The sequence below is a fragment of the Natronomonas salinimetallica genome, from assembly GCF_013839515.1.
In the GTDB taxonomy this organism is placed as follows: Archaea; Halobacteriota; Halobacteria; order Halobacteriales; family Haloarculaceae; genus Natronomonas.
The window spans coordinates 78,524-91,606 of record NZ_JACDNQ010000001.1; the positions used below are offsets into that span (position 1 = coordinate 78,524).

11 protein-coding genes are annotated in these 13,083 nt (G+C 69.2%); 6 read left to right on the plus strand and 5 right to left on the minus strand.

All coding sequences use genetic code 11. The annotated features are described in order from the left end of the window. Positions 1–33 precede the first annotated feature (33 nt). Positions 34–945 (plus strand): alkaline phosphatase family protein, encoded by a 912-nt coding sequence (locus HZR14_RS00375; protein WP_181690886.1) that lies wholly within the window; start codon positions 34–36, stop codon positions 943–945. A gap of 47 nt (positions 946–992) precedes the next feature. Here the strand turns inward: HZR14_RS00375 and HZR14_RS00380 are convergent, their stop codons facing one another. From HZR14_RS00380 to cobN, 3 genes are read right to left on the minus strand one after another with little or no spacing between them, the layout of a single operon-like run. Further along, a complete protein-coding gene (locus HZR14_RS00380) occupies positions 993–1,745 on the minus strand; it encodes a cobalt-precorrin-7 (C(5))-methyltransferase (RefSeq protein WP_181690887.1) in 753 nt (250 codons plus the stop codon). Then, positions 1,742–2,527: a precorrin-8X methylmutase gene (locus tag HZR14_RS00385; protein WP_181690888.1), complete on the minus strand. Its 786-nt coding sequence runs from the start codon at positions 2,525–2,527 to the stop codon at positions 1,742–1,744. Before HZR14_RS00385 ends, HZR14_RS00380 begins: the two co-directional genes overlap by 4 nt. Continuing rightward, a complete protein-coding gene (cobN, locus tag HZR14_RS00390) occupies positions 2,524–6,486 on the minus strand; it encodes a cobaltochelatase subunit CobN (protein WP_181690889.1) in 3,963 nt (1,320 codons plus the stop codon). Before cobN ends, HZR14_RS00385 begins: the two co-directional genes overlap by 4 nt. Positions 6,487–6,520: 34 nt before the next feature. On the opposite strand from cobN, the gene HZR14_RS00395 reads away from it, so the two are divergent. The 5 genes from HZR14_RS00395 to HZR14_RS00415 all read left to right on the plus strand — a co-directional run bounded on the left by HZR14_RS00395 (position 6,521) and on the right by HZR14_RS00415 (position 11,547). Beyond that, on the plus strand, positions 6,521–8,569 hold the full coding sequence (locus HZR14_RS00395; protein ID WP_181690890.1) for a VWA domain-containing protein: 2,049 nt from the start codon (positions 6,521–6,523) through the stop codon (positions 8,567–8,569). Positions 8,570–8,647: 78 nt separating this feature from the next. Continuing rightward, on the plus strand, positions 8,648–8,833 hold the full coding sequence (locus HZR14_RS00400; protein WP_181690891.1) for a CbtB domain-containing protein: 186 nt from the start codon (positions 8,648–8,650) through the stop codon (positions 8,831–8,833). Between the two features lie 3 nt (positions 8,834–8,836). After that, entirely contained in the window at positions 8,837–9,577 is a 741-nt protein-coding gene (locus HZR14_RS00405; protein ID WP_181690892.1) for a CbtA family protein, read from the plus strand. A gap of 36 nt (positions 9,578–9,613) precedes the next feature. Beyond that, positions 9,614–9,934: a (2Fe-2S) ferredoxin domain-containing protein gene (locus HZR14_RS00410; RefSeq protein WP_181690893.1), complete on the plus strand. Its 321-nt coding sequence runs from the start codon at positions 9,614–9,616 to the stop codon at positions 9,932–9,934. A gap of 170 nt (positions 9,935–10,104) precedes the next feature. Then, a complete protein-coding gene (locus HZR14_RS00415) occupies positions 10,105–11,547 on the plus strand; it encodes an RtcB family protein (RefSeq protein ID WP_370464931.1) in 1,443 nt (480 codons plus the stop codon). Between the two features lie 181 nt (positions 11,548–11,728). Here HZR14_RS00415 and HZR14_RS00420 read toward each other — a convergent pair whose 3' ends face one another. After that, complete coding sequence (locus HZR14_RS00420) at positions 11,729–12,013, minus strand: amphi-Trp domain-containing protein (protein WP_181690894.1); 285 nt, start codon at positions 12,011–12,013, stop codon at positions 11,729–11,731. 79 nt (positions 12,014–12,092) lie between these two features. Further along, complete coding sequence (locus HZR14_RS00425) at positions 12,093–13,076, minus strand: nucleoside recognition protein (protein ID WP_181690895.1); 984 nt, start codon at positions 13,074–13,076, stop codon at positions 12,093–12,095. Positions 13,077–13,083: the final 7 nt, after the last annotated feature.

The window sequence follows — 13,083 nt, forward strand, 5'->3', positions numbered from 1 at the left end:
CAGTTACGCCACACCGTCGAACCGGAACGTACGATGGGCTTCGACGACTGGGTCTCCGTCTCCGCCGAAAAGATCCGAAAGAAGGGCCTCGAGGGGTTCTACGACGTCGCTTACGACCTCTACACCGGGCTCTGGTGGCTCGCGTGGCCGATCCCGCGCGGTACCAACATCTACGAGCGCGAGTGGGACGTCCTCGTCGTCCTCGACGCCTGCCGCGTGGATCTCCTCCGATCGGTCGCCGACGAGTACGACTTCCTCGGCGAGATAGCGCGCGTCGAGTCGGTCGGCAGCATGTCCAAAGAGTGGATGGCGAAGACGTTCACCGACGAGCACGCCGACGAGGTGGCCGACACCGCGTACGTCACGAGCAACGTCTTCTCCGAACGGATGCTCGACGCCGACCGCTTCGGGAGCCTCGAGGAGGTGTGGCGCGACGGCTGGGACGAGGCGGCCGACACCGTCCTCCCCCGGACGATGACCGACCGCGCGATCCGTACCGCCCGCGAGGACGACCCCGACCGGCTGATCGTCCACTACGTCCAGCCACATCACCCCTTCGTCGGCCTCGAGGCGGGCTTCGACGCCGACCCGTTCGGCCCGGCGCTCTCGGACACCGTCGTCGACGCGCTCCGGAAGGGAAAGATCGACCGGGAGACGTTCTGGGAGGCCTACCGGGACAATCTCCGCCTCGCGCTCGACGACGTCGAACTCCTGTTGTCGAACGTCGACGCCGACCGCGTCGCGATCACGGCCGACCACGGCGACGCCCTCGGCGAGTGGGGGATCTACGACCACCCGGTCGGCTGTCTACACCCCGCAGTCCGGACGGTCCCGTGGGCGACCACGACCGCGACGGATCACGGAACGTACGAGCCCGAGATCGACCGGGAGACCGACGACTCCGACGTCGAGGATCGCCTTCAGGCGCTCGGCTACGTCGGATAGCGGACGCGGCCCCGGATCTTGCGCGCGAGTTCGAGTAGCGACCGACGCTATCGCCTGACGACGAGCACGGACAGATCCGAGAACGCCGTCCCCTCGCGGGAGTCGACGTCGGCGGCCAACTCCGACAGCGAGGTGTGTGTGATCGCCTCGTCGTCGTGGGTCAGCCGTTCGCAGACGAGCGCCTCGTGGTCCGACGCCCCCGACTCCAGGAGCCGGCCGGCGATCCGTTCGGGCATCCAATCGAACGGCCGGGGGAGGACGAGCAGGTGTCTGTCCCCGACGTCGCGTTCGAGTCGGTCGAGATCGGACTCGATCGGCCCGCTCTTGTGGAGGGTGACGAAGGTCGTCTCCTCCATCGGCGTCCGGGCCCGGGAGGCCGCGATCTGCAGCGAGGAGATCCCCGGGATCACCCGGACGGGTGCGTCGACTGCCGATTCGACCTTGCCGACGAACTGATACCCCGAGTGGTTCGGGTCGCCCATCAGCACGGCCGTCCCGCTCTCGCCCGCCCTGACCCGGTCGGCGAACGCGGCGAGGACCGCTGGTTCGTCGTCGTACCCGCAGGTCAGCGTCTCGCCCGTTATCCCGTCGGCGACGAACCCGACGACCGTCTCGAATCCGACGACGACGTCGGCCTCGCGGATCGCCCGCTCGCCCCGGCGGGTGAGATACTCGGGGGTGCCGGGGCCGATGCCGACGGCGTAGACGGGGTCCCTCTCGGAGCCGACGCCGGCCACGGCCTCCGGTCTATCGGCCGCGAACGCCCCCGGATCGTCCGGGAACTCGACGCCGTCGGTCATTCCGACGCCCCGTCGTCGCCGTCGTATAGGGTCTCCTCGCCGTCACGGACGTCGCTTGCGACGTGGATCAACTCGTTCGTCAGGCTCGCGGCCAGCCCGCTGCCGCCGCGACGGCCGACGTTCGTGATCGCCGGGACGCCGTACTCCGCACAGATCTCGCGGATCCGCTTTCGGCTCTCGGCGGCCTTGACGAACCCGACCGGCGTGGCGACGACGACGGCCGGCCGGGTCCCCTGCTCGATGCAGTCGGCGAGCGCCAACGCGGCGGTCGGGGCGTTGCCGATGCTCGCGATCGCGCCGTCGTAGACGCCTTCGGTGTCGAGTTCGAGCACCGATGCAGCGGTTCGGGTCATCCCGGTCTCTGCGGCCAACTCCGCCCCGTTCCCGATCGCCTTCCGGATCGGGCACTCGTGGCCCCGCCCGGTGATCCCCTCCTTGACCATGGTGATGTCGGTGACGATCGAGCGCCCGTCGAGGACGGCCTCGGCGCCGACCCGGACCGGCTCGGAGTCGTCCTCGCCGGTAAAGCGCATCAGATACTGAAACTCCGGGTCGCCGGTCGCGTGGACCGACTTCGCGCGGATCCGGTCCGCGAGGACGTCCTGCGGTACCAGCTTGTGGACCCGATCCATGCTGGTTTCGGCGATCTCCATCGCGTCGGCGGTCGTCGCCCCGAGATCGGCGTACGCCTCAAAGCCGTCTCCCGTCCCGTCGCCGTCGGTTCCGTTGCCGTCGGTTCCGTTGCCGTCGGTTCCGTCGCCGTCGGTCCCTTCTGTCGTCATCGCTTCTCACCTCCCCGTCCTGCTCGCGGCGTCGTACGATCTCCCGTTCCGGGGGCTTCGCCCCGCTCATCCCTCGTGGTACGCTCCTCCAGATCGCCGTCGATCCGGAGGTTGAGGTCGGTAAGCCGCTCCTCGACGTCGGCGTCGGCGTCCCAGAGGCCGCGCTCGATCGCCTCCAACAGCGTGTCCGTGATCGACTCGAGCGCCCAGGGGTTGACCTCGCGCATCCACGCCTGGCGGTCCTCCTCGAACGCGTACTGCTCTGCGATCGCCGCCCACAGCGTGTCGCTTACGACGCCCGTCGTCGCGTCCCATCCCAGGGTCACGTCGACGGTTCCCGAGAGATCGCCCGCCCCCTTGTAGCCGTGTTCCTCCATCGAATCGAGCCACTCGGGGTTCAACACGCGGGCGCGCATCGACTTGCGGACCTTCTCCTCGTTGGTGTACACGGAGACGTTGTCGGGGTCCGAGGAGTCGCCGACGTAGGACGCCGGCTCCTCCCCGGAGACCTCCGCGACGGCGGTGATGAAGCCGCCGTGGAAGGCGTACCAATCGGAGGAGTCGAACTCGTCTTGCTCCATCGTGTCCTCGATCTTGACGGTCGCGTCGACGCTTCCGAGTCGCCGCCGGAAGGCGTCGTGGTCCTCTTTCACCCGTCCGCGCGAGCCGAGCGCGTAGCCGCCCCACTGGACGTATACCTCCGCGAGGTCCGAACGGTCCGTCCAGTTGCCCTCGTCGACGGCCTTGTTCGTGCCCGCGCCGTAGCCGCCCGGCCGGGTGGTAAAGACGCGGGGCATGGCTGCCTCGCGGGCCTCGTCGGGCTCTAGCCCCTCGGCTTCCAGTTCCTCCGTCTCCTCCTCGACGTGTTTTTTGACGTAGTTCATCTCGTGTGGCTCATCCAGATCGACGACGGCCTCGACCGCGTCGTGGACGACCCCCGCCGCCTGCGGGAAGGCATCCCGGAACAGCCCCGAGACGCGGGTGGTCGCATCGATTCGGGGGCGGCCGAGGTCGTCGAGACCGATCGGCTCGACGGCCTCGACCCGGCCCGCGTCGGTCCAGATCGGTTCGACGCCCATCAGCGCGAGCACCTGCGCGATCGTCTCCCCCCGCGTGCGGACCGTCGGGGTCCCCCACGCGACGACGCCGACCTCCTCGGGGTACTCGCCTGCCTCGCCGTGGTGTCGTTCGAGCGTTCCCTCGGCGACCTCCCGGCCGACCGCCCAGGCCGATCTCGCGGGGATCTTCCGGGGGTCAAGCGTGTAGAAGTTCCGTCCCGTCGGCAGCAGATCGACGCCGCCGCGGGTGGGCGCGCCGGACCCGCCCGGCGGGACGTACTCGCCGTTCAACGCGTCGGCCGTCCGCGGGATCTCCGCTTCGGCCCCGAGGACGCGCGGGGCGGCCTCCTCGCAGATGTAGGCCAGCGCCTCCCGCAGGTCGTCGTGGGCGCCGCCCTTCACCCGGGCGTCGCCCAGCGCGTCGATATCGACGACCATGAGGTTCATCGTCGTCTCGTCGTCGGGGCCGGCGTCGGGTTCGGCCTCCGGCACGTCGAAACCGTGCTCGGCGAGCGTCCCGACCAACTCGATGCTCAGTTCGTGGACCGCGTCGGCGGCCTGCGAGTAGGTCATCCCGAGCGTCTCGTCGTACTCGCCCGGCGAGTCGAGCATCGTCTGGTAGTCGACGCCGAGCACGCCCGCGACGGACTCCCGCAGCGACGGCGCGCCGGGGTTTTCGAGCCGCATCAGCGCGATCAGGTACTCGACGAGGCGATCCGATTCGGGCGGTTCGCCCAGCGTGTGCAGGCCCATCCGGATCTGCGTCGTCTTCACGTCCGTCAGGTAGGCGTGGACGCGCTCGACGAGTTCGTCGATCGGCACGTCGTCGCCTTCGACCGCGCCCTTCGCCAGTGTCGTCCCCGCCTCCTCGGGGCCACGAACGTCCGCTTTCTCGTCGATGTCGCCCTCGAGCCCCAACTCGACGGCGAGGTCCAACTCGTCGATTTTCTCTCGGAGGAGCCGTTCGACCGTCTCGCCGGCCCCGCTGCCGGCCTCGCGGTACTGGTCGGCGAGCTCCTCCAGTTCCGCGAGCTCGTCGTAGGTGCCGGCCTCGGCCATCGGCGGCGTGAGGTAGTCGACGACGGCGGCGTAGGAGCGTCGCTTGGCCTGCGTCCCCTCGCCGGGGTTGTTGACGATGTAGGGATAGACGTTGGGCAGATCGCCCACGAGCGCGTCCGGCGCGCTCTCGGCGTCGAGGCCGACGGTCTTGCCGGGCAGCCACTCCAGGGAGCCGTGCGTACCGAGATGGACGACCGCGTCGGCGGCGAACTCCTCGCGGAGCCACTTGTAGAAGGCGTAGTAGTCGTGCGGCGGCTGGAGATCGGAGTCGTGATACACCTTCGAGGGGTCCATCCCGAATCCACGGGGGGGCTGGACCGTCACGAGGACGTTGCCGAACGCCGTGCCGGGGATCGCGAAGGGACGTTCCGGCGGGTCGCCCCACTCTTCGAGGACGTTTTCGCGGAACTCGGGATCGGCGTCGGCCCACCACTCGGCGTACCGCTCGGCGGGGACGACGTCGGCGGAGAGCCCGCGGACGTCCTCGGGGGCGACCCACCGGTCGTCGAGCGTCAACTGCGCAGTGAGCGTCTCGATGAGTTCCTGCCCGGAGCTCGGAAACCGCCCCCCGAGGTCGTAGTTCCGAGCGCGAAGCTCCGACAGCAGGTTCACCGTCGACTCGGGCGAGTCGAGCCCGAAGGCGGTGCCGATGCCGTCGTCGCTCGGCGGGTAGTTGTGGAGCACGACCGCCACGTTTTTGTCCTCGTTCGGGGTGTCACGCAACTCGGCCCAGTTGACTGCCAGCGAGGCGGCGTGGTCGATCCGGTCCTCGATCGGGAAGTGCTGTTTCGGCGTGGAACCGATGCCGGCCTCGTCGTCGGTGCGTTCCTTCCCGGAGATCGGGTGAGTGATGACGTTGCCGTCGAACTCCGGCAGCGCGACGGAGAGCGCGAGTTCGAAGCCCATCACGCCCGTGTCGCTGGAGTCGTACCGCGAGCGCGAGCGCATCGTCGTCACCGTCTGGATCACGGGGACGCCGAGGCGCTTCAAGAAGACCTCCTCGGCGTCACCGCCCTCGTCGTTGGCGTCGCGGCCCCGCTCGGCCATCGACAGCGAGAACATGAACGACGAACAGACCGCGTCGACGAGCGGTTCGCCCGCCCCGTCGGTGAGCCAGTTGTCGACGACCCACTCGGCGTCTCCGGGCCGCGCCCGGCTTTCCGAGGCGTCTTCCGACGCCTCGCCGTCCCCCTGCTCCCCGGAGTCGGTGACGGGGTTACAAAACACCGGCAGCGCGTTCGCCCCCTCGGCTTCGATCGCCCGGACCAACGCGTCGACGTAGCGGGTGTTCTCGTGGGTCCAGTGGGACTCGTAGAACCAGACGGCGACGGTCGGTCGGTCCCCGTCGAGGGTCGCATAGAGCCCCTCGACGGAAACGCCCGGGTGATCGGGGTGATACACCCCTTCGGTCGGCAGCGCGACGGGGTCGTCGTACCCGGGGGTCTCGGGCGTGAACCGGTCGGTCAGATACCGGACGCAGTTCGCCAGGTTGGCGCTGCCGCCGCGCTCGAGGTACTCCGAGACGGTTTCGCGGACGCTGCCGGGGACGGTCGTGTCCTCGACGGCGAAGGCGTCGCCGGTCGCTTTGATGACGACCGGAACGCCGGCCGCATAACAGCGATCGAGCGCGCGGTCGTAGCCGGGCATGCTCTCTTGGTCGCCGTGGAGCCACAGGACGACGGCGTCGCAGTCGGTCAGTTCCTCGCAGAACGCCTCGACGGCCTCCGGCTCGTCGAGGTCGCTCTCGGATCGGGCGACGAGGTCGGCTTCGACCTCGCCGGCGGCGCGGGCGAGCGCGCCCAACTCGTTTTCGGTCGCGGTGTAGAGTCCGACGGTTGGCATAAGGTTAATAAACTCCGTTTGTGTTAAAACAACTGTGTTTGATTTCGCCGAGGACAAAAGCGTTTCTACGCCGTTCGGGGCGGTCGTCGGCCAACGGCGGCTCAAAGAGGCGCTTTCGTGTGTCGCCACGGACGACGGCCTCGATGGCCTGCTCGTGACCGGCGAGAAGGGTACGGCCAAATCGACGCTCGTCCGCGGGCTGGCCGAGCTGTTGCCCGACCAGCGCGCCGTCGCCGACTGCCCGTACGGCTGCCCGCCCGACGACCGGAGCCGACAGTGTCGGGAGTGCCGCGACCGGGCGACGTTCCCGGTCGAGACGCGCTCCGTCCCGCTCGTTACGCTGCCGCTCGGTGCGACGCGCGAGCGCGTTGTCGGGACGCTCTCGGTCTCCGATGCGCTCGCCGGCGAGGCGACGTTCGAGCCCGGCCTGCTGGCTCGCGCCAACCGCGGGCTGTTGTACGTCGACGAGGTGAACCTGCTGGACGACCACCTCGTCGACGTGTTGCTCGACGCCGCCGCCTCGGGGGTCAACCGGGTCGAACGCGACGGGGTCAGCCGGAGCCATCCCGCCGAGTTCACGCTCGTCGGGACGATGAACCCCGAGGAGGGCGACCTCCGTCCACAGCTCCGGGACCGCTTCGCGCTCTCGGTCGACGTCGAGGGCGAACGCGACGTCTCCGACCGGGTCGCCATCATCGAGAGCGACCTGCGGGGCGGCCGGCCGGCCGGGGGCGACGACGACACCGACGCCCACCGTCGGCGACTGCGGCGCGCCCGTGAGACGATCGGGTCGGTCGCGTTGACGGACGAACAGAAACGCGAGATCGCCGAACTCTGTCTCGAGGCCGGCGTCGACGGCCACCGCGCCGACATCGCGACCGCTCGGGCCGCCCGAGCGCTCGCCGCCCTCGACGAACGACCGACCGTTACCCGACCCGACATCCGGACCGCGGCCTCGTTCGCGCTCGGCCATCGGATGCGCTCGACGCCCTTCGAGGACGCCCCCGACGCCGACGAGGTCATCGACGACCACTTCGAGGACGGTGAAGACACCGATGGCGATACGGACGCCGACGACGGTGGAAGCGAGAACGCGGACGCCGACGACGGTGGAAGCGAGAACGCGGACGCCGACGACGGTGGAGACGGAGACGACAGCGGCGGAGACGGAGACGACTCCTCCGGTAAGGGGGGCGGCGAAGCCGGCTCCGGAAACGACGGGGGGACCGACGGCCCGGATACGGGCGAAGCGGGCGGCTCCGCGGACCCCTGTGGGGACGATGGGACGGAGCAAGCGACGCCGCTGATCCCCGGCCAGCCGGCCGAACCGGCCGAACACGCCACGGCACCCGACGTCGACACGCCCGAAGCCGAGGCCGGAAGCGGCGCGGGGCGGGCCGACTCGGGACCCGATGCCCACAACGAGGGCGTCCGTGTCCGGACCGAACAGGCCGGTACCGGGAGCGCGATCGATGCGGCCGCCTCGGTTCGGGCCGCCGCGACCCGGGGAAGCGACCGCGTCGAAACGCGTGATCTGCGACGGTCCGTTCGGTCGGGTGCGGGCGAGGCGCTCGTCGTCTTCGCCGTGGACGCGAGCGCCTCGATGCGACCCGCGATGGCGGCGGCGAAGGGCGTCACGCTCGAACTGTTGGAGGGTGCCTACACCGAACGCGACAGCGTCGCCGTCGTCGCGTTCGCGGGCGAGGGTGCGGAGGTGCTTCTCCCGCCGACCGACTCGGTCACGCTGGCGGCGCGGCACTTAAAAGAACTCCCGACCGGCGACCGGACGCCGCTGCCCGCCGGACTCCGGACGACCGCGGCGGTGATAGACCGGGCCGACCCCGACGCCGCCGTCGCCGTCGTGGTCTCCGACGGCCGGGCCAACGCCGCGTCGACCCCGACCGCTGACACCCGGGCGGCCGCCGAAGCGCTCGCGTCGACCGACGCCCGCGTCGTCTGCGTCGAGGCGGGCGACGAACGAGGCCTGCTCGCCGAGGTCGTCTCGGCGAGCGACGGAACGCTCGTCGCTCTCGACGCGCTGACCCCGGAGCGCGTCGAGCGTGAACTCGCCCGGTCGCGGTAGTTTTGGACGCGACCGGAACGGTTAGGCGGTTCGACCCAAAGCTTTACAATCACACTTGTAGAAGGGCAAATACAATTTATGAGTACGAACGAAACCGTCGGCGACCGGCTCGACGTCGCCCGAACCGAACTGACAGCCACACAGATCGCCGCGGGACTCGCCTTTGGAACCGCGATCGTCTTCGCGCTCATGTTCGTCCAGGAGCCGCTCGTCCACGAGTCGATGCACAACTTCCGACACGCCGCCGGTATCACGTGTCACTGACGCATGATCGCTGAGTACCTCCGACGCGGCGTCGCCGCCGGCGCCGTGGCCGGGGTCGCATACGGGCTGTACATGACGCTCGTCGGCAACCCGCTCAGCAGCTCCGTCGAGCACGCGGCCCGCGATCACGCCGGCAACGCGCACGGCTCGGGCGGCCTCGTCTCGGAGATGACGACCGCCGCCGTCAGCGCGGGCAGCGGGCTACTGTGGGCGGTCCTGCTCGGGGGTGTCTTCGCCGTTGCACTGTATCTGCTCGAACCGGCGATCCCGGGCTCCGCGGCCGTCCGGTCGTACGTCCTCGCCGGAGCCGGCTTCCTCACGGTCTCGGGCGTTCCGTGGCTGGCGTTGCCGCCCGCCGCTCCCGGTGCCGTACACCAGTATCCGATCGGGCTCCGGATGCGGGCCTACGTCGGCCTCGCCGTCCTCGGCGCGATCACGGCTACAGCGGCCGTTCTCGCGTACAAACGGGGGGCGCGTCGCCACGTCGGCCTCGGGATCGTCGCCGGCGCGGCCCCGATACTCGTCATCGCCGCCGTTCTCACTCTCGCGACACCGACGGTGACGACGTATCCGAACCACCCGATGGACCTCGTCGCCGCCTATCAGGGGCTTACCGTCCTGACGCAGGCGGGGATCTGGCTTCTCATCGCCGGAACGTTCAACGCGCTCCGGCGACGGGAATCGGAGTACCGGAACGGACCGACACGCACGACCGACGACGCACTCGTGGGAGGAGGCCCGTGAAACGTCGAGGAAACCCGTGAAACGTCGAGGGCCACCGTGAAACGTCGAACCGACAAGCAGACGACCCGCCTCGACGCCCACGTCTTCGTCTGCGTAAACGAGCGCGACTCCGAGTACGCCTGCTGTGCCGAGGCGGGCGGCGAGGAGACCGCCGCGGCCGTAAAGACGTGGCTCCGCGAGCGGGACGCCTTCTGGTCGCCGGTCGGCGTCTCGACGACGGACTGTCTCGGCCTCTGTAGTGAGGCAGGCACCGCGATCACGATCCAGCCGCACAACGAGTGGTTCGCCGAGGTCCGGCCGGACGACGTGGACGACCTCATGAGCGAGGCGTTCGGCCCCGGGGCGGACCGGATCTGACGACGACCGGGCGGCGCTCACCGATCCGTTCTCCGGGGAGCGGCCCGTCGACAACGACGGCCACGGCGTCGGGGGGCGTGATACCGTACGATCGAGGACCTCCGCCGCTCGCGGACGCCTTCGGGCCGCACCCGCGGATTTAAATACCGGTACGCGCAAAGCCCCGACCAGTGATCGAACGCGAGGGGACCCACACGACGGCGCGGGTGTTGACTGACGACGAGGAACTCCTCGAGATGAACGTCCTCGAACAGATCGACGAACTCGTCGATCACCCGGCGTTCACCGAGCCGATACGGATGATGCCCGACGCCCACGTCGGCGCGGGGGCCCCGGTCGGTTTCACCATGCCGCTCGGCGAACGTATCGTCCCGAACGTCGTCGGCGTCGACGTCGGCTGTGGGATGGCGGCGTTCGAACTCGGATCGACGCTGCCGCTCGGTGACGCCGAACGTGAGCGCGCCGTCCGGGCGGCCGTCCCGATGGGACGATCCGTCCACGAGTACGACGACGCACCGCACCTCGTAGACGAGTTTCCCTTCGAGCGCGCCACCCGGATCTTCGAGCGCTTCGATTCCGCCCACGCGGCGCGGTTCGGCGAACGGATCGACCCCGCGTTCGACTTCGACGGCTACGACGGGGAGTATTTCAATTCCCTCTGTGACCGCGTCCTCGCCGACCAGCGCCAGGGGATGGGCCACGTCATCAAAAGCGTCGGGACGCTCGGGGGCGGCAACCACTTCATCGAGTTCGCCCGCTCGCGGGAGACGGGATCGTACTGGCTTGTCGTCCACAGCGGGTCGCGGTATCTCGGCAAGTCCGTCGCGGAGTTCTGGCAGGGGCGGGCCGGCGACTACCGGTCGGCGGATCGGATCCGCGAGGTCATCCCCGAGTCCGACTACGAGTTCCTGAAGTTCGATCCGGAGACGGTCGGGGACCGTGAACTCCACACCTGGGTGACCGGCGGGATGGGCGAATCCCACCTCCGCAAGGCGGCGATCCGCGAGGCCTTCGACGGAGGGGAGATCGAACGGACGTTCGATCGGCTCTCGCGGCCGAAAGCCGACGCCGAGACGCGCAGCGACGACCTCGATTACCTCGAGGGACGGGAGGCACACGGCTACTACGTTGACATGCTGTTCGCCCAACAGTACGCCCGCTGGAACCGGCAGTTGATCGGCGAGGCGATCTGCTCGGCCCTCGGCATCGACCCGGCCGATTCGTTCCAGTCGATCCACAACTACATCGACTTCCGTGATCTGACGGTCCGAAAGGGAGCGACGCCGGCCCGCGAGGGCCAACGGATCGTCGTCCCGTTGAACATGGCCGACGGCTCGATCCTCGCCCGCGGCCGCGGCAACGACGCCTACAACCGAAGCGCCCCCCACGGTGCCGGCCGGACGATGAGCCGCGGCGAGGCCTTCGAAACGGTCGCCCTCGACGAGTTCGAAACCGCGATGGAGGGCGTCTACTCCGAGTCGGTCGTCGACGGTGTGCGCGACGAGGCACCGATGGCGTACAAACCCGCCGAGGCCATCGCCGCGGCGATCGAACCGACCGCCGCGGTCACGGACCGGTTGGACCCCGTCCACAACATAAAAAGCGTCGAGTGACCGTCGTGGACGTCATCCAGCGGCTGTGAGGAACTGCCCCGTGCGCCTCGCTCGCTTCGCCCGCTGCTTGCGGCCGGAGCCTCCGGCTCGAATTCCGCTGAAAGACCGGTTCGGCGGCGGGGCGTCGACGTCAGTGCGTACGCGACGGCGGGGCGTCGACGTCGGCCCCCGTCCGACAGCCTCACTCGATCTCCAGGGTTCCGTCCCCGCCGCCGTCCCCGCCGTTTTCGTCCCATTCGAGTTCGAACTCGATGCTCAATTCGCCCGGCGCGTCGGTCGGCCCCTCCCGTTCGGCTTTGACCTCGAAGGTCGGGCGGGCCGGCGGGTCGAGGGTCACGGACTCCGCACCCGCCTTCAGGGTGATCTCGCCGCCACGTTCGAGGTTTTCCGCGACGGACCGAAGGTACGCCGCGATCTCCTCTCTGGTCTGGTCGCTCTCGGATTTAAACAGGACTTCTTCGGGCATGCTGTGGGCAGGTACGCCGTCCGCACATATATCTATCTCGGCGGGTACCCGCCGTGGAGAGACGACGCTACGGCCCGTCTCAAATCACCAACAGCCCGACCAGCGCGATCGCGATCCACAGTATCTTCAACGAGGTGTTCACGATAATCACCTTCGTTCCGAACTCTGCCCCCCAGATGCCGTACTGAAAGGGGATCGACCGCTTGAACGTCGAGACGGTAAAGGAGACGATCCCACCGATGAGCATCGCCGAGACGGCGGTTCGAGCGGTGAACGTCCCGTCCTCGACGAAGGGGGCGAGCGTCACTGCCCCGCTGGTCGTATCGACGGCGTAGACGACGATGACGGGGACGGCGGCGCTCGGCAGCCCCGTCAGCGCCGCCAGCGGGTCGGCCGCCCCACCGGTCAGCGCCTCGAGGTCGTAATACGCCGTGAGGAGCACGACGAGCGTGTAGACGACGGCGAGCCGCGGCAGGATGTCCCGGGTCTTTTCGAGGCCACCGCGGCCGGCGTCGAGCAGCTTCTCGCCGGCCGGCCGGTCGTCGTCGCCATCGGCCCTGGCGTCGGGGTCGACATCCGACATCGCCTCGGGGTTTACGTTGTGGGCCGACAGCAAGAACGCGCCGGCGACGACGCCGGTGACCGTGATCGCGAGCGAGATGCCGGCGCGGGTGCCGACGTACAACAGGCCGACACGGAGGCCGAGAATCGGGATCAACACCGGCGCGTAGTACGTGAAGATGTGCTGGACGAACCCGAAGAACGTGTTGATCGTGACGGCGACGAGCGTCGCGCGGTCGTCGAGCAACCCCGAGTCGCGGTACTCGGCGAGCATCCCATACCCCGCGGTCGTCGAGGCGGCCGTCGTCAGGATGGCACCGCCGACCTCGTCGGGGAGGTTCGCGGGGCCGGTCAGCGGCTTCGACAGCGCCGCGATATACCTGATCGCGCCGAAGGCGACGAGGACGTTCGCGAAGGCGACACCCCCGGCGATGGCGACCGCGATCGTCAGCACTCGCGGTAGTACCTCCCCGAGGAGCACCGAGCCGGCGGCGGGAGCCATTCGAGCC

Excerpts from the sequence above, each read along its gene's own strand:
- HZR14_RS00425 (WP_181690895.1), bottom strand. The coding sequence starts at position 13,076 with ATGGCTCCCGCCGCCGGCTCGGTGCTCCTCGGGGAGGTACTACCGCGA.
- HZR14_RS00375 (WP_181690886.1), top strand. The coding sequence starts at position 34 with ATGGGCTTCGACGACTGGGTCTCCGTCTCCGCCGAAAAGATCCGAAAG.
- cobN (WP_181690889.1), bottom strand. The coding sequence starts at position 6,486 with ATGCCAACCGTCGGACTCTACACCGCGACCGAAAACGAGTTGGGCGCG.
- HZR14_RS00400 (WP_181690891.1), top strand. The coding sequence starts at position 8,648 with ATGAGTACGAACGAAACCGTCGGCGACCGGCTCGACGTCGCCCGAACC.
- HZR14_RS00420 (WP_181690894.1), bottom strand. The coding sequence starts at position 12,013 with ATGCCCGAAGAAGTCCTGTTTAAATCCGAGAGCGACCAGACCAGAGAG.
- HZR14_RS00405 (WP_181690892.1), top strand. The coding sequence starts at position 8,837 with ATGATCGCTGAGTACCTCCGACGCGGCGTCGCCGCCGGCGCCGTGGCC.
- HZR14_RS00385 (WP_181690888.1), bottom strand. The coding sequence starts at position 2,527 with ATGACGACAGAAGGGACCGACGGCGACGGAACCGACGGCAACGGAACC.
- HZR14_RS00380 (WP_181690887.1), bottom strand. The coding sequence starts at position 1,745 with ATGACCGACGGCGTCGAGTTCCCGGACGATCCGGGGGCGTTCGCGGCC.